The sequence below is a fragment of the Brenneria rubrifaciens genome, from assembly GCF_005484945.1.
Classification (GTDB): domain Bacteria; phylum Pseudomonadota; class Gammaproteobacteria; order Enterobacterales; family Enterobacteriaceae; genus Brenneria; species Brenneria rubrifaciens.
Genome location: NZ_CP034035.1, coordinates 2,565,056 through 2,580,707, shown reverse-complemented (window position 1 = coordinate 2,580,707; position 15,652 = coordinate 2,565,056). Strand labels below are relative to the sequence as shown.

Sequence of the window (15,652 nt, the reverse complement as noted above, 5' to 3'; positions counted from 1 at the left end):
CCATGACAATAACTCCTCAACAACTAATCGCGCTATCGCCGCTGTTGATCGTCGGATTGACGGTAGTGGTTGTGATGCTGTGCATTGCGTGGCGACGCAACCATTTTGTTAACGCAACCATGACGGTTGTCGGCCTGAATATTGCGCTGCTGTCGCTTTACTTTGTCGGCCAGGCAGGGGCAATGGATATCACGCCGCTACTGCGTGTCGATGGATTCTCCATGTTTTATGCCGGGCTGGTATTGTTAGCCAGCCTGGCGACCAGCACCTTTGCCTATCCCTGGCTGGAAGGTTACCCGGATAACCGTGATGAGTTCTATTTACTGGTTCTTATCGCGGCGTTAGGGGGCATTTTGCTGGCGAGCGCGAATCACCTTGCTGCGTTGTTCATCGGTATTGAATTGATTTCTTTGCCGCTGTTCGGTCTGATTGGTTACGCATTCCGTCAGAAACGTTCGCTGGAGGCGAGTATCAAATACATGCTGCTCTCGGCTGCCGCATCCTCGTTCTTGCTGTTTGGCATGGCGCTGGTCTATGCGGAGTCCGGCGATCTGAGCTTTGCCAGTCTGGGTAATCGCCTGAGCGATCGGCAGATTCACGAACCGTTGCTGTTGGCGGGGCTGGGGATGATGCTCGTGGGGCTGGGCTTTAAGCTGTCTCTGGTTCCTTTCCAACTGTGGACCCCGGACGTTTACCAGGGGGCGCCGGCGCCGGTATCGACCTTTCTGGCTACCGCCAGTAAAATCGCCATCTTTGGCGCGGTCATGCGTTTGTTCCTCTACGCGCCGATGGTCGATAGCGATTCTGTCAGAATGGCGTTGGGGGTCATTGCCTTTGCCTCCATCCTGTTTGGTAACGTGATGGCGGTATCGCAGAGCAATATCAAGCGTTTGCTGGGGTATTCGTCCATTGCTCATCTCGGTTACCTGTTGGTTGCACTGATTGCGGTGCAAAGTCATCAGATGGCGCTGGAAACGGTGGGCGTGTATCTGCTGGGCTATCTGTTCAGTAGCCTGGGCGCGTTCGGTGTGGTCAGCCTGATGTCCAGCCCGTATCGCGGCCCGGACGCCGATTCACTGTTCTCTTATCGCGGTCTGTTCTGGCATAAACCGATTCTTTCCGCGGTGATGACGGTGATGATGCTGTCGCTGGCGGGGATTCCGATGACGCTGGGCTTCTTTGGTAAATTCTATGTTCTGGCCGTTGGTGTGAATGCCGGTCTGTGGTGGTTAACCGGTACGGTTGTGCTAGGTAGCGCCATTGGTCTGTATTACTATCTGCGCGTCATGGTAAGTCTGTATCTGAGCGCGCCGCAAGTGTTGCAGCGTGATACGCCAAGCAATTGGGCATTGACGGCGGGCGGCGTGGTGGTATTGATATCATCGGTGGTCGTATTGCTGCTGGGGGTTTATCCGCAGCCGCTGATCTCACTGGTACAGTTTGCACAGCCCATGATGTAATTGCTATCGATGTAGGGTTGTTTCGTCTTTGAAAACCGCTGCCGGCGCATCCCGTGGCGGTTTTTTTATCCTGTCGGTTTGGTCACTTCGTCCATTTTAGGAATGCTCTGTTCCCGTCATTCGCTACTTCATCCCAGAATTGTCTATAGTTAACTGACAATGATTTTTCATAAGAAAGAAGAGGGAAATTTTATGGCAGCAAAGCAACAGCCTGGAGACATTCGTATTGATGACGATTTAAAGCTCTTGTCGGATACGCTGGATGAGTTACTGCGCTACTCTGGCGATCAGGCTGATAAAGCCTATCTTGACCTGAAGAAGAGTGCGGAGAAAGCGCTGCTGGGAGTGAAAGAGCGTATCGGTGCAACCGATAGTTACTACGCACGGGCCAAAAAGGTTGCGGATAAAGCGGACGGCTATGTACACGACAAACCCTGGCATGGCGTCGGTATCGGCGCAACTATTGGATTGGTGATCGGATTGTTACTGGTCAGACGCTAGCCAGTATGATGAGACGATATGCTGAACGGGGGGCTTTTCTCAAGCTGAGCGGTTCAATGTAGCAAACATTCTGTAGTGGGATGCTCACTATGGAATGTTTGTTATTATTGCAAGATCCTGGCGTCGTTCACCTTTTCCCCGCTTGATCATCCTGCTTGGACGCTCACACTCTATCCTCTTTTTCCGGTATGCCTTGCGTCCAGTAAATCGCTTCGAAGGGACGCAGCGTCATCATGCCGGGCTGTACCGCCGCATCGGGGTAGTTACTCAAAAGCAGCGTCCAACGGCGCAAATCGGCAGTTTGAACGTATTGCCAGCGTTGGGGATGCGCACTGAGATTGGCTAACACCAGCAATTTTTGTCCACGCCAGCATCTTTGGTAGTTCCATAGAGAAGGGTGATCGGGCAGCAAATCCTGGTAATCCCCATAAGTTAGCAGCGGGAGTGCTTTGCGCAGCAGGATCAAATGCTGATAGGTATAGAAGACCGAGTTTTGATCGGCCAGCGCCTGCTCGGTATTGATGTGAGAATAATTGGCGCAGGGCTGCAGCCAGGGCGTGCCTGTGGTGAAACCTGCGTTTTCAGCATTGCTCCACTGCATTGGCGTCCGACCGTTATCGCGCGAGCGAACGGAGAGGATTGCCAACAACTGTTCTTCTGACTGACTGGCGCGGCGTTCCGCGAACATGTTGAGACTTTCCACGTCCCGGTATTGGCTGAGCGCGGTATAACCGGGGTTGGTCATGCCGATTTCTTCTCCCTGATAGATATAAGGCGTGCCCTGCATGCCATGCAGCACCATCGCCAACATTTTGGCGGACTGAACCCGGAACGTCCCCTCATCGCCGAAGCGTGAAACGATGCGGGGCTGGTCGTGATTACACCAGAAAAGCGCGTTCCAGGCATGGTTATGCATTTCCTGCTGCCACTGCTTCATTATCTGTTTTAACTGGATGAAATCCGGTTTTTCTTGGGTCCACTTTTCACCATTGAGATAATCAACTTTCAGATGATGGAAATTGAAGGTCATGGACAGTTCGTTGCCATCTAATGCCGCGTAACGGCGGCAGTGCTCAAGCGAGGTGGATGACATTTCTCCAGCGGTCATCAACCTGCGAGGTTGAAAAATCTCTCGGCTGAACTCCTGAAGATAGTCATGGATGCGCGGGCCGTCCGTATAGAAACGCCGCCCGTCACCGTGTTCGTCGTCGTGGAAATCCTGCTGTTTGGAAACCAGATTGATCACATCCAGCCGCAACCCGTCGACCCCCTTTTCTGCCCAAAATTCACAGACCATTTTCAACGCTTCGCGTACCCGTGGATGTTCCCAATTAAGATCGGCCTGTTCGGTGGCAAAAATATGCAGATAATATTGCTGGCTTTCGTCATGCCATTGCCAGGCCGAACCGCCGAATCTGGAACGCCAGTTGTTCGGCGGCGCCTCACCGTTGCCATCCCGCCAGATATAAAAATGACGGTAGGCGCTGCGGCGTTCCTGAGCAGCCAGAAACCAGCGGTGCTGTGTCGAGGTATGGTTAAAAACCATATCCATCACGATACGGATACGGCGCTGATGAGCTTCGGCAATCAAGGTTTCCATTTCTTCCATCGACCCGTAGGCGGGATCGATAACACAGTAGTCGGCGACATCGTAGCCGTTATCGACCTGTGGAGAGAGGTAAACCGGGGTAAGCCAGATAGCGTCGACGCCCAGCAGTTGCAGGTAATCAAGACGCGAGATAATGCCGTTGATATCGCCCACGCCATTACCCGTGCTGTCCTGAAAGCTCTTCGGGTAGATTTGATAAATCACGCCGTTTTTCCACCAGGGCAGGGACGTAGTCATGACGCTCTCCTCTTTAACCAAGGTTCGAAAGCGGCTCGATGTCTGCCGCTTGCAGCCAACATGTCATACGAGTTGCAGCGTACCGTAGCGCAACTTGCGTTTATAGATCAGCACGGTGAGTACCATCGGAACAATCGTGGCGACCGTCATCGCCAGAAAGAATACGCTCCAGAATTGCAGTTTGATAGAGAGTATTCCGGGTAGCCCGCCAATGCCGATGCCATTGGCCGTCACACCGTACAAACCGCAAATCAGAGACGCGGCCGCGGAACCTGTCATGGCGCATAGCATTGGGAAACGATATTTCAAATTAATACCGTACATCGCCGGTTCGGTGACGCTAAGAAAGGCGGAAATTGCCGCCGGAACGGAGATCTCTCGTTCATTCTCTTTACGGCTGACAATAATAATGCCGACCACGGCGGCGGCCTGGGCGATGTTTGAAATGGCGATCAATGGCCAAACGGGGGTTCCGCCCGTACTTTGGATCATCTGCATATCAATGGCCAGCGTAGTTTGGTGTACGCCGGTGATGACCAGCGGTGCATACAGAAAACCAAATAGCGCGGCGCCAATCGGCGCGAAACTGCCGGTCATGACGGATTTCACTGCCCAGGCGACGCCATCACCGATCATGCGTCCAAGCGGACCGATCAGCGTGTGCGACAGGAAAACGGCCAGAATGAGCGAGGTAACGGGCACCACGACCAGATAGAGGTAGTCAGGGGTCCATTTTTTCAGACGGGTTTCAATGATGGCGAGCGACATGCCCGCCAGCACGGAAGGAATCACCTGCGCCTGATAACCGATTTTTTCAATGGCAAACCAGCCGAAATTCCATACTTCGGGCGTTTGCTGACCAATGAGGTAGGCATTCATCAACTGTGGGGAGACCAGCGTAATTCCCAGTACAATACCGAGGATTGGCGTGCCGCCCATTTTTCTGACGGTTGACCAGCAGACCGCGACCGGCAGATAGAAGAAGATCGCTTCACCTATCAGCCAGAGAAAATCGGAAAGGGTTTGCCAGAAAGGATAGATCTGCGCCAGGGTTTGGCCGTCGCGCACAGGAATGTCGCCGATAATGTTGCGGAAGCCGAGAATCAAACCGCCGCTGATCAACGCAGGCAGCAATGGAAAGAAAATCTCGGCAATGTGGGAAATGCTGCGTTCAAACCAGCTCATATTCTGGCGGGCAGCGACTTTGGCTTCCTCTTTGTTGATCGCGTTTTGCCCGGAACTGATCAACAGCGCTTTGTAATATTCATCCACATCCGTTCCGATAACGATCTGAAACTGCCCGGCATTGGTGAAGCAGCCTTTGACCATGCGCAGTTCTTCAATGTTTCTAGGTTGGGCTTTTGAAGCGTCGTTCAACACAAAACGAAGCCGGGTAATACAGTGGCTGACGGCGGCAATGTTTTCACGTCCGCCGACCAGTTCAATAAGACGATCAATGTCCTGTTGATTAATCTTGCTCATATCAATGTCCTTAATGTATGAATCACAAACCGGATGGGGTTCCTATCCCATAGATTCCAAATTGAAGAGGGGGGAATTGAGAGCCCCAAGGAAATAATAGAGCATTTTGCTGTTTTTTAAAGGGAATTTGAGCTTCAAGGTAACCATTATCAATCTGGCGTATTGTTACGCTGGGGAGACGGGAAGAAGGTAAGGCCGGCATTCGGGCACCCAAAGCCGCCTATTGTTGAGGCGGCCTTATTGATTGGCAGTAAATTCGTAGTCAGGCTGGATAGTGATAAACGTTCTGGTCGACATTACGATTGCAAATTCTTTCCGCATCCTTGTCGATCCGTTGAAAATGAAAGCCGATCCGTTTCGCTACGGCGTTACTGCGCTCGTTCTCAACCGACGCCCTAATGACACAACGTTCGATGATGCCGGCGGAGATATACGCCTTGACCATGGTGCTCACGGCCAGAGAAGCGATGCCTTTACCTTCATATGCTCCCGCCACCCAATAACCAATTTCCCCGGTTTTATTCTGGATGTCATTGAATGAAGAGATACCGACGATGGCATCATCCCAGCGAATGGCATACACCGCCGACGTTCCTGCGATGAATGCATCCCGGTTCGCCTTAATTGTATACAGTGAGTGCTCCATGCGGATCTCGTAATCAGGCCAGGGCATGGAACGCTCGAGTCGGTGTTTCTCTTGCTGAACCAGGTTAAAAATGGCGGCGGCATCGTTCTCATCCTGAATGCTTAAACACAAATGAGGCGGATGGTATAGCTCAGACAGTGTTTCCATCGTGGTTCCTTTGATCACGGTTTTTATCTCCTACTTGTATGAAGTTTACGTTTGCAACGTACCGTCGATAATCGTCACGCTATGCCCGCCGACCCAGGGTTCATCGTTCAGATAGGTCATGAAAAGCCGTCCGTCACACTGGCGCCTGATGCCTTGCCGGACGCTGTAACCCAATTTATCGGCGATATTATCCGGGTATTGCTGATGTCGCAGCAGCACGGCCATGCAAGCATTGGCGCTGCCGGTGACCGGATCTTCCTTTAGCACGCCCAGCTCAATATAAAACGTGCGGACTTCATAATCCGCTGGCGCGGCACTATCGTGCGGGCCGTAGATGGCGATGCCATCCGTGTTGCAAGCTTGCTGCAACATCGCCAGCGATAGCGCATCGGGCGTGATATCCAGACAGGTAGCGGCGTTGTCCAGACGAATAACCAGCCAGCTTATTCCCATGTGGACGCTCGCGGGCGGATAATGTTTATCTATGTTGCCGCTGCCGAGCGTTCGTTCCAACAGGGGATACAATTCGGTATCAAACGGGACGATGGTGGCCTGCGGTACACGAAAAGCCAGCATGCCGTCATCAGCGATATGGATAGGCACCAGACCGACGCCGCATTGCTGGACAATCTGGCCAGGCGTTTTAGTCTGCAATCCGGATTCCAGCAGGGCGTGTGCCGAGCCGAGTGTGGGATGACCGGCAAACGGCAGCTCGAACGCCGGGGTGAAGATCCTCACGCGATAATCCGCCTCAGGATCGGCAGGCGGAAATAAAAAAGTGGTTTCCGAAAGGTTGGTCCAGCGGGCGATATGTTGCATTTGCTTCTCACTCAGCCCGTCGGCCTCCATGATGACCGCCAGCGGATTACCTTTGAAAGGGTGCCGGGTGAAAACATCCACTTGTTTAAAACGGCGTGGTAATGGCATGCATTGTTCATCCTGTATTGGCTGTTGCTTAAAAGAGCGCTCGAAACTCGCCGCGACCTTGCCGCGTGCTTGTGGCATAATGTGCGCTATATCACATTCTGACTTGAGTAAGTGCTGTGTTAAGTACCAACAATATCACCATGCAGTTTGGCAGTAAGCCGTTGTTTGAGAACATTTCCGTTAAATTTGGCGGCGGTAACCGTTATGGTTTGATTGGCGCGAATGGCTGCGGCAAATCAACGTTTATGAAGATCCTCGGCGGCGATTTGGCGCCGAGTTCCGGTAACGTGTTCCTCGATCCCAATGAACGTCTGGGGAAATTACGTCAGGATCAGTTCGCATTTGAAAAATTCAGCGTGCTGGATACCGTCATCATGGGCCACGCGGAGCTGTGGGCGGTAAAAGAGGAACGCGATCGTATCTATTCATCGGTTGATATGAGCGAAGCGGACGGCTATAAAGTGGCCGAACTGGAAGTGCAGTATGGTGAGATGGATGGTTACAGCGCTGAAGCCCGCGCCGGTGAACTGTTGCTGGGCGTGGGGATACCTGTGGAGCAACACTACGGTCCGATGAGTGAAGTGGCCCCCGGCTGGAAACTGCGGGTGTTGCTGGCGCAGGCGCTGTTTGCCGACCCGGACATCCTGTTACTGGATGAACCCACCAACAACCTGGATATTGACACCATCCGCTGGCTGGAGCAGGTGCTGAACGAGCGTAATAGCACCATGATCATCATTTCCCACGACCGTCACTTCCTGAATATGGTCTGTACGCATATGGCGGATCTGGACTACGGCGAACTGCGTATTTACCCCGGCAATTATGATGAATACATGACGGCGGCTACTCAGGCGCGTGAACGCCTGCTGGCGGATAACGCCAAGAAGAAAGCCCAGATTTCCGAATTGCAATCGTTCGTCAGCCGTTTTAGCGCCAACGCGTCCAAATCCAAGCAGGCGACATCGCGCGCCCGTCAAATAGATAAAATTCAGTTGGAAGAGGTGAAGGCGTCCAGCAGGCAGAACCCATTTATTCGCTTTGAACAGGATAAAAAACTGTTCCGTAACGCGCTGGAAGTGCATGAGCTGACAAAAGGCTTTGATAATGGCCCGTTGTTCAGCAAATTAAACCTGATGGTTGAAGTGGGTGAAAAAGTCGCTGTTTTGGGCACCAATGGCATCGGTAAATCGACGCTTATGAAAACCCTGGTCGGCGATATGCAGCCTGACAGCGGCAGCGTGAAATGGTCAGAAAACGTCAAAATCGGCTATTATGCTCAGGATCATGAATATGAATTCGATGACGCCCTGACGGTGTTTGACTGGATGAGCCAGTGGAAACAGGAAAAAGACGACGAACAGGCTGTTCGCAGTATTCTGGGCCGTTTATTGTTCAGCCAGGATGACATCAAGAAGAAAGTGAAAGTCCTGTCCGGTGGCGAAAAAGGCCGTATGCTGTTTGGCAAACTGATGATGCAGCGACCGAATATTCTGGTGATGGATGAACCCACTAACCACCTGGATATGGAATCGATTGAATCGCTGAACATGGCGTTGGAAATGTACGAAGGGACGCTGCTGTTTGTCTCTCACGACCGTGAGTTCGTCAGTTCTCTGGCCACGCGTATCCTGGAAATCACGCCGAATAAAGTGATCGATTTCACTGGCAATTACGAAGATTATCTGCGCAGTCAGGGCATTCAGTAATAGATCCCTGGGAACGTACGGCTTCGTCATTTGAGGCAGCGTGGTTGATACCGCCGCTGCCTTTTTATTTGCCCGTCAGCCACCCTTGGCATTGCGCACCGCCATTTCTTATTCTGTATTCAGTCACCCATTTTACCTTGAATGGTTTGTTTGCGCGTAATTTCGGATTAATAAATAACATTCATTGCTTCAGGAATAATTAAATATCGACATAATAAGCTTTACTAAAAAACATTGTATATCAAATGGTTGAATTAGATAATTAATCGATTTTGCTCATTCAGAATAAATACGATGATAATTTATGGTTATTATTGCGATTATTTCTCATTTAAATACTAGCAATATTCCTCTAAATAGAATCTATGTGTATAGCGTCACAGTTACAAAAGAAATAAGAAATCTATTGTCCAGACGATTGATAGAGATCAAGTCTGTTAACTTAAATTACTCCTTACCATACCCCTACACATTGTGCATGTTACTCCTTTGAGTCGCGGGAGAATAATAAAAATGAGTGGGGAAAATTTAATGCTTTCCCATCATGGCGTGAATCGCCGTGATTTTATGAAGTTATGTTCAGCACTCGCCGCGTCAATGGGGTTGGCGGCTCCCGCGGTGGCGGAAATTGCCCGGTCAATCAGCGCGCCACAGCGCCCGTCGGTTATCTGGATTGGCGCGCAGGAGTGTACCGGGTGTACGGAAAGCCTGTTGCGGGCCACTCACCCAACCATTGAGAATCTGTTGTTAAATACCCTCTCGCTGGAATATCACGAAGTGCTTTCCGCGGCTTTCGGTGAGCAGGCGGAAGAAAACAAGCACCGTGCCATTGCGCAATATAAAGGGAAATTTGTTCTGGTGGTCGATGGCTCGATACCGATGAAAGACGACGGAATTTATTGCATGGTGGCGGGAAAACCGATTGTGGCGCATATCCGCGACGCGGCCGAACACGCCGCCGCCATCATCGCCCTCGGCTCCTGTTCCGCCTGGGGGGGCGTTCCGGCGGCGGGCAGTAACCCGACCGGGGCGGTCAGCCTACAGGATGTCCTGCCGGGGAAAACGGTGATTAATATTCCGGGTTGTCCGCCGAATCCACACAATTTTCTTGCCACCGTTGCCCATCTCATCACCTATCAACGTCCGCCCGCGCTGGATAGCGAGGGGCGGCCAACCTTTGCCTATGGCCGCTTGATTCACGAAAACTGCGAGCGGCGCCCGCACTTTGACGCCGGACGTTTTGCGAAAGCGTTTGGCGATGAAGGGCATCGTCAGGGCTGGTGCCTCTACCATCTGGGCTGTAAAGGGCCGGAAACCTATGGTAACTGCCCGACGCTGGAGTTTTGTGATGTGGGCGGCGGCATCTGGCCGGTGGGGATCGGGCATCCTTGCTACGGCTGCAACGAGAAAGGCATCGGTTTCACTAAAGGTATCTTCCAACTGTCCAGCGTGGAAAATCCGACGCCGCGGGTGGAAAAACCGGCAATCCATAGCCCGGAGGGCGGGCAGATGTCTACGACGGCGGTTGGCTTGATCGGCGGTGTGCTCGGCGTGGTTGGCGGGGTGAGTTTGATGACCGTGCGCGAACTGGGGCGTCAACAAAAGCAAAGCCAGCAGGACGCCGGAAACGCATCCCGGGAGGGTTAAGCCGTGAACAGACGCCATTTTTTCAAACTGGCTTCCGCTGGCGCGTTAATGGCCGGTACGCCTGTGGCGGCGCAGGGCGCTGCTGAAAACAAACCGCCGATCCCCGGTGCGTTGGGTATGCTCTACGACTCAACGCTGTGCGTCGGCTGTCAGGCGTGCGTTACCGAATGTCAGCGGCTCAATAAGCTGGCGTATAACCCGGCCAGCAAGATTTACGCCGGCGGCGACGCCATCTGGTCGAACAACGACAAACTCAGCCCTTACACCAATAACATCATTCAGGTGTGGCGTGCCGGCGACGGAACCAACAAGGATCAGCTCGACAACGGTTACGCGTATATTAAAAAGCAGTGCATGCACTGTATCGATCCCAACTGTGTGTCGGTCTGTCCGGTTTCGGCTTTGACGAAAAACGCCAAAACCGGCGTGGTGCACTATGACGCCAGCGTGTGTACCGGCTGCCGCTACTGCATGGTGGCCTGCCCCTTCAATATTCCCAAGTACGACTACGAACACCCGTTCGGCAAACTGTACAAATGCGAACTGTGCAATCAGCCGGGACTGGCGCGCTTAGACAAAGGCGGTCTGCCGGGCTGCGTGGATGTCTGTCCGACCGGCGCGGTGATTTTCGGCACCCGTGAAGAACTGTTATCCGAAGCGAAGCGCCGTTTATCGTTGCCGGCGGGGGAGGCGAACCACTACCCGCGGCAGACGCTGGCGAAAAAGGACACCTATCTCCATACCGTGCCGAGATACGATCCGCATCTTTACGGAGAAAAAGAAGCCGGCGGCACGCAGGTGTTGGTGCTGGCGGGCGTGCCTTATCAGAATCTGGATTTGCCGGCGTTGGCCGAGCTTTCCACCGGGGCGCGATCCGAATATGTCCAGCACACGCTCTACAAAGGCATGGTGCTGCCGCTGGCGGTGCTGGTCGGGCTATCCGTACTGGTGCATCGCAACACCCGGGCCGACCGGTTGGATCACGATGACCGCCCTACGGATGCCGACAAGAAACAGGAGAACAACTATGACGGCGCATCATAAAGCGAGTCCATTAGGCGGCCGTCTGGTCAGTTGGCCGGTGATGTCGCTGGCGCCGTTTGTCATTCTGTGCGCGCTGCTGATTGTCAAACGTCTGGTGTTCGGCATCGGCGCGGTCGCGGCGCTTAACGGCGGTTACCCGTGGGGGATCTGGATTGCGTTCGATCTGCTGGTGGGCACCGGCTTTGCCTGCGGCGGCTGGGCGCTGGCCTGGGCGGTCTATGTGTTTAACCGCGGCGAATACCATCCGCTGGTGCGTCCGGCGCTGCTAGCCAGCCTGTTTGGTTACTCATTGGGGGGGCTGTCGATCACCATTGACGTCGGGCGTTACTGGAATATTCCGTACTTCTTTATTCCGGGCTATTTCAATACGTCATCCGTCCTGTTTGAGACGGCGGTCTGTATGATGATTTACATCGGCGTGATGGCGCTGGAGTTCGCGCCGGTCATATGTGAGCGCATGGGATGGAAGGTTTCTCTCAGGCGTTTGAACAAAGTGATGTTTCTTATTATCGCGTTAGGGGCGCTACTGCCGACCATGCATCAGTCATCCATGGGGTCGCTGATGATTTCCGCCGGTTATAAAGTTCATCCGCTGTGGCAAAGCTATGAGTTATTGCCGCTGTTATCGCTGCTGACGGCCTTTATCATGGGTTTCTCTATCGTCATGTTTGAAGGTTCGCTGGTGCAGGCCGGGCTGAAAGGCCGCGGGCCGGATGAAAAGCACCTTTTTGCCCGTTTGACGCAAATCATTCAGGTACTGCTGCTGCTGTTTGTGGCGTTGCGCTTCGGCGAAATTATCTGGCACGACAAAACGGGCTATCTGTTCAGGGGCGATCGCCTGGCGTTGACGTTCTGGTGCGAAGCCGCGCTGATGCTCTTCCCGCTGCTGATGTTCCGTTTCAAACGCTACCGCCATGATTCACGCCTGCTGTTTGTGGGCGCGCTGAGCATGTTGTTCGGGGCGGCCTTATGGCGGCTGAGCTATTCCTTGCTGGCTTTCGACCCCGGTGGCGGCTATCACTACTTCCCATCCGCATCGGAAGTGCTGATCTCTATCGGTTTTGTCGCGATTGAAGTCTGCGCATACATCTTGTTAATCCGGCTGCTGCCGGTACTTCCCGCGCGGGAAGGCGTCCAGAAGAATCATCAGGCCGAGGTAAAGCATGAGCCAACGCATCACCATTGATCCTATTACCCGTATCGAGGGGCATCTGCGCATTGACTGCGAGATCGAACAGGGGAAAGTCACCAAGGCCTGGTCGTCCGGCACCATGTGGCGCGGCATGGAAGAAATTGTCACCGGTCAGGACCCGCGCGATGCGTGGATGATTGTGCAGCGTATCTGCGGCGTCTGTACCACGGTGCACGCCATTGCCTCCGTGCGGGCGGTGGAAAATGCCCTGCAACTGCATGTGCCTGTCAACGCGCAGTATATCCGCAACCTGATACTGGCTGCGCACAGCGTTCACGACCACATTGTCCATTTCTATCAGCTCTCCGCGCTGGACTGGGTGGATGTGACGTCTGCGCTTAACGCCTCCCCGCAACAAGCGGAAGCATTGCTGAAAGGGCTGTCTGACTGGCCGTTGAACAACGCTTCCGAATTCACCCGGGTGCAGCAGAAGCTGAAAGATCTGGTCGCCAGCGGTCAACTGGGCATTTTTGCCAACGGCTATTGGGGACACCCGGCGATGGCGCTGCCGCCGGAAGTTAACCTGATTGCGGTCGCGCACTACCTACAGGCGCTGGAGTGTCAGCGTGACGCCAACCGTATTGTGGCGATCCTCGGCGGCAAAACGCCGCATATCCAGAATCTGGCGGTAGGGGGCGTGGCCAACCCGATCAACCTGGATGCGCCCAGCGTGCTGAATCTTGAACGCCTGATGTATGTGAAAGCGTTTATCGATCGGCTAAGCGATTTCATTGAGCAGGTGTATAAAGTGGACTGTGCGGTCATTGCCGCCCACTATCCAGACTGGCTGCATTTGGGCAAAGGGGCGGATCATTATCTCAGCGTCCCTGAACTGCCGACTGACAGTCAAAGCGGCGGTTTCCTGCTGGCCGGCGGCTATCTGGAAAACGGCGATTTTGCCAAGTATCGCCCGATTACCAGCCACAGCGACAAATTCCTGATCGACGGAATCAAAGAGAGCGGCAAGCACGCCTGGTATCAGGATGATGAGCCGCTGGCGCCGTGGGAAGGGCTGACGCGTCCTGACTACACCGGCTGGCAGGAAGACGGTAAATACTCCTGGGTAAAAGCGCCGACCTTCTACGGCAAGACCGTTGAAGTAGGCCCGCTGGCGTGGCTGCTGTGCAGTCTGGCCGCCAGACACCCGCTGACCGAAACGCATTATGCGCAGGTCGCGGCGGCATACCGGAAACTGACGGGACAGGCGTTGGACGTGGCGCGCCTGCATTCCACATTGGGCCGGGTGATCGGCCGTACGGTGCACTGCTGCGTGCTCAAGGATACGCTGGATCAGCAATGGCAGGCGCTGGTTGCCAATATCGGTAAAGGCGATTACCAGACGTTTATCAAACCGGACTTATCGCCGGATACCGAGTTCCGCGGTGTGGGATTCGGCGAAATGCCGCGCGGGATGCTGTCGCACTGGATCGTATTCAAACACGGCAAAATCACCAACTATCAGGCGGTGGTTCCGTCAACCTGGACATCCGGGCCGCGTAACGTCGAGGGAACGCCCGGCCCTTACGAACAGTCGCTGGTCGGCACGCCGATAGCCGATCCGCATAAACCGCTGGAGGTGGTGCGAACCATTCACTCGTTTGACCCGTGCATGTCCTGCGCGGTGCATATCGTGGATACGGTGAGCGGCAGTGAAGTGACGCGGGTCAGGGTGCTGTGATGAATATACTGGTGTTGGGGGTCGGCAACCTGCTTTTAAGTGATGAAGCCGTCGGGGTGCGTATCATTGAGGCGCTGGCGCAGCGCTACAGATTCTCGCCGACGATAGACATTGTTGACGGCGGCACCTGCGGGTTGGCACTGATGGACGCGATGGCCGGGCGCGATCATCTGATCGTTGCCGATGCGCTGCTGACCGGACAAGCGCCGGGGACGGTGACGGTACTGCGCGACAGGGAAGTGCCCGCGCTGTTTACCCGCAAGATTTCCCCGCACCAGTTGGGTTTATCCGATGTGCTGATGGCGCTGCAACTCACGGATGAATTTCCGCAGAAACTGACGCTGATTGGCGTCGAACCCGCTTCACTGGAGGTCCATATCGGTCTAACGGAGACGGTGAGGCAGGCGATGGCGTCTGCGGTACAACAAGTGGTAGCCGCGCTGCGGCAAAGCGGCGTCACGGTGAGTGAACGGTGCGAGGTGAGTAATGAACAACGCATCTGACGTGAACAATGTGCGCAAGATAGCGGGTGAGCGCAAAGAATCGCTATCGACGCGCCGGCATGATGAACATCCGGCGGCGTGGCTGGAACAGCGGTTTACGCGGATTGCCGATGAAAAAATGCGGTCGTTGCCCTTTTTTCATGAAGACATTCCGGTCCGCGCCTGCGGGTTTACCCTGTTTGAACAGCAGTGGGTCGGTTGTCTGTTGACGCCCTGGATGATGAGTTTATTGGTGCTGCCGGGGCCGGGACAAGTCTGGCCGATCAGAACGCCGGCCGGCCGTCAGGGGCTGGCGCTGCCGTGCGGGAACGTCACGTTTATCGTTGGCGAGATGTCGGGAAGACAGTATCTGTCCTGTTCGCTCATGTCGCCGATTGACCGCCATCTGCGCGGCGAACAGGCCGTTTTGCTGGCCGAGCAAAGTGTCAGGATGGCGCTTTCGTTGCCGGTGGCGGATGGCCATGTTCCGCGAAATAGCCGTTTACGGGCGCTTTTCAGTGGTAACCGGAGTGGACGACATGCATGAAATTTCTATGTGCTACAACGCGCTGGAATTGATTGAACAGCAGGCTCGCCGGCATCAGGCCCGGCGGGTGACCGGGGTGTGGCTGGAAATAGGGGCGCTATCCTGCATTGAAGAGCGCGCGCTGCGTTTTTGTTTTGAATCGGTCTGTCGGCAAACGCTGGCGGAGGGGTGTCAGCTACATGTCGACATCCGACCGGCAAAAGCGTGGTGTTGGGCATGCAGCGCCCTAGTGGAAGTTCTGAACCATCATGAAGGATGTCCGCAGTGCGGCAGCCACCACCTGCGGGTCGATGACGGCGACAGTCTGCAAATCAAACAACTGGCGATTGAATGACCGGTAAACC

The 15,652-nt window shown here is 54.2% G+C and carries 14 protein-coding genes; 10 read left to right on the top strand and 4 right to left on the bottom strand.

Annotation, left to right across the window (positions count from 1 at the left end):
- The first annotated feature begins 2 nt into the window (after window positions 1-2).
- Window positions 3-1,460 (top strand): NADH-quinone oxidoreductase subunit NuoN, encoded by a 1,458-nt coding sequence (nuoN, locus tag EH207_RS11740; protein WP_137714152.1) that lies wholly within the window; start codon window positions 3-5, stop codon window positions 1,458-1,460.
- A gap of 192 nt (window positions 1,461-1,652) precedes the next feature.
- On the top strand, window positions 1,653-1,961 hold the full coding sequence (gene elaB / locus EH207_RS11735) for a stress response protein ElaB (RefSeq protein ID WP_137714151.1): 309 nt from the start codon (window positions 1,653-1,655) through the stop codon (window positions 1,959-1,961).
- Between the two features lie 163 nt (window positions 1,962-2,124).
- Here the strand turns inward: elaB and treC are convergent, their stop codons facing one another.
- The 4 genes from treC to EH207_RS11715 form a co-directional block, all read right to left on the bottom strand.
- The gene (treC, locus tag EH207_RS11730) at window positions 2,125-3,807 is read right to left on the bottom strand and encodes an alpha,alpha-phosphotrehalase (protein ID WP_137714150.1); all 1,683 of its coding nucleotides are present in this window, start codon (window positions 3,805-3,807) and stop codon (window positions 2,125-2,127) included.
- 63 nt (window positions 3,808-3,870) lie between these two features.
- Window positions 3,871-5,289, bottom strand: a complete 1,419-nt coding sequence (treB, locus tag EH207_RS11725) for a PTS trehalose transporter subunit IIBC (RefSeq protein ID WP_137714149.1) — start codon at window positions 5,287-5,289, stop codon at window positions 3,871-3,873.
- 262 nt (window positions 5,290-5,551) lie between these two features.
- Complete coding sequence (locus EH207_RS11720; protein WP_137714148.1) at window positions 5,552-6,082, bottom strand: GNAT family N-acetyltransferase; 531 nt, start codon at window positions 6,080-6,082, stop codon at window positions 5,552-5,554.
- A 45-nt stretch (window positions 6,083-6,127) separates the two neighbouring features.
- A complete protein-coding gene (locus tag EH207_RS11715; RefSeq protein WP_137715335.1) occupies window positions 6,128-7,009 on the bottom strand; it encodes a PhzF family phenazine biosynthesis protein in 882 nt (293 codons plus the stop codon).
- A 140-nt stretch (window positions 7,010-7,149) separates the two neighbouring features.
- Between EH207_RS11715 and EH207_RS11710 the strand changes: the two genes are divergently transcribed.
- From EH207_RS11710 to hypA, 8 genes are all read left to right on the top strand, one after another.
- Window positions 7,150-8,718 carry an ABC-F family ATPase gene (locus EH207_RS11710; protein WP_425456728.1) on the top strand — a complete coding sequence of 523 codons (1,569 nt, stop codon included), beginning with the start codon at window positions 7,150-7,152 and terminating at the stop codon, window positions 8,716-8,718.
- Window positions 8,719-9,231: 513 nt separating this feature from the next.
- The gene (gene hybO, locus EH207_RS11705) at window positions 9,232-10,365 is read left to right on the top strand and encodes a hydrogenase 2 small subunit (RefSeq protein ID WP_137714146.1); all 1,134 of its coding nucleotides are present in this window, start codon (window positions 9,232-9,234) and stop codon (window positions 10,363-10,365) included.
- A 3-nt stretch (window positions 10,366-10,368) separates the two neighbouring features.
- The gene (gene hybA / locus EH207_RS11700; RefSeq protein ID WP_137714145.1) at window positions 10,369-11,409 is read left to right on the top strand and encodes a hydrogenase 2 operon protein HybA; all 1,041 of its coding nucleotides are present in this window, start codon (window positions 10,369-10,371) and stop codon (window positions 11,407-11,409) included.
- Window positions 11,393-12,595 carry a Ni/Fe-hydrogenase cytochrome b subunit gene (hybB, locus tag EH207_RS11695; RefSeq protein ID WP_137714144.1) on the top strand — a complete coding sequence of 401 codons (1,203 nt, stop codon included), beginning with the start codon at window positions 11,393-11,395 and terminating at the stop codon, window positions 12,593-12,595. Before hybA ends, hybB begins: the two co-directional genes overlap by 17 nt.
- Complete coding sequence (gene hybC / locus EH207_RS11690) at window positions 12,573-14,279, top strand: hydrogenase 2 large subunit (protein ID WP_137714143.1); 1,707 nt, start codon at window positions 12,573-12,575, stop codon at window positions 14,277-14,279. Before hybB ends, hybC begins: the two co-directional genes overlap by 23 nt.
- Window positions 14,279-14,782 carry a HyaD/HybD family hydrogenase maturation endopeptidase gene (locus tag EH207_RS11685; protein WP_137714142.1) on the top strand — a complete coding sequence of 168 codons (504 nt, stop codon included), beginning with the start codon at window positions 14,279-14,281 and terminating at the stop codon, window positions 14,780-14,782. The genes hybC and EH207_RS11685 overlap by 1 nt, the downstream gene beginning before the upstream one ends.
- On the top strand, window positions 14,766-15,308 hold the full coding sequence (gene hybE, locus EH207_RS11680) for a hydrogenase-2 assembly chaperone (RefSeq protein ID WP_137714141.1): 543 nt from the start codon (window positions 14,766-14,768) through the stop codon (window positions 15,306-15,308). The genes EH207_RS11685 and hybE overlap by 17 nt, the downstream gene beginning before the upstream one ends.
- Window positions 15,301-15,642 carry a hydrogenase maturation nickel metallochaperone HypA gene (gene hypA, locus EH207_RS11675; RefSeq protein WP_137714140.1) on the top strand — a complete coding sequence of 114 codons (342 nt, stop codon included), beginning with the start codon at window positions 15,301-15,303 and terminating at the stop codon, window positions 15,640-15,642. Before hybE ends, hypA begins: the two co-directional genes overlap by 8 nt.
- Window positions 15,643-15,652: the final 10 nt, after the last annotated feature.

What these genes read in the sequence shown, in the direction of transcription:
- nuoN (WP_137714152.1), top strand. Translation starts at nt 3, where the DNA reads ATGACAATAACTCCTCAACAACTAATCGCGCTATCGCCGCTGTTGATC.
- elaB (WP_137714151.1), top strand. Translation starts at nt 1,653, where the DNA reads ATGGCAGCAAAGCAACAGCCTGGAGACATTCGTATTGATGACGATTTA.
- treC (WP_137714150.1), bottom strand. Translation starts at nt 3,807, where the DNA reads ATGACTACGTCCCTGCCCTGGTGGAAAAACGGCGTGATTTATCAAATC.
- treB (WP_137714149.1), bottom strand. Translation starts at nt 5,289, where the DNA reads ATGAGCAAGATTAATCAACAGGACATTGATCGTCTTATTGAACTGGTC.
- EH207_RS11720 (WP_137714148.1), bottom strand. Translation starts at nt 6,082, where the DNA reads ATGGAAACACTGTCTGAGCTATACCATCCGCCTCATTTGTGTTTAAGC.
- EH207_RS11715 (WP_137715335.1), bottom strand. Translation starts at nt 7,009, where the DNA reads ATGCCATTACCACGCCGTTTTAAACAAGTGGATGTTTTCACCCGGCAC.
- EH207_RS11710 (WP_425456728.1), top strand. Translation starts at nt 7,150, where the DNA reads ATGCAGTTTGGCAGTAAGCCGTTGTTTGAGAACATTTCCGTTAAATTT.
- hybO (WP_137714146.1), top strand. Translation starts at nt 9,232, where the DNA reads ATGAGTGGGGAAAATTTAATGCTTTCCCATCATGGCGTGAATCGCCGT.
- hybB (WP_137714144.1), top strand. Translation starts at nt 11,393, where the DNA reads ATGACGGCGCATCATAAAGCGAGTCCATTAGGCGGCCGTCTGGTCAGT.
- hybC (WP_137714143.1), top strand. Translation starts at nt 12,573, where the DNA reads ATGAGCCAACGCATCACCATTGATCCTATTACCCGTATCGAGGGGCAT.
- EH207_RS11685 (WP_137714142.1), top strand. Translation starts at nt 14,279, where the DNA reads ATGAATATACTGGTGTTGGGGGTCGGCAACCTGCTTTTAAGTGATGAA.
- hybE (WP_137714141.1), top strand. Translation starts at nt 14,766, where the DNA reads ATGAACAACGCATCTGACGTGAACAATGTGCGCAAGATAGCGGGTGAG.
- hypA (WP_137714140.1), top strand. Translation starts at nt 15,301, where the DNA reads ATGCATGAAATTTCTATGTGCTACAACGCGCTGGAATTGATTGAACAG.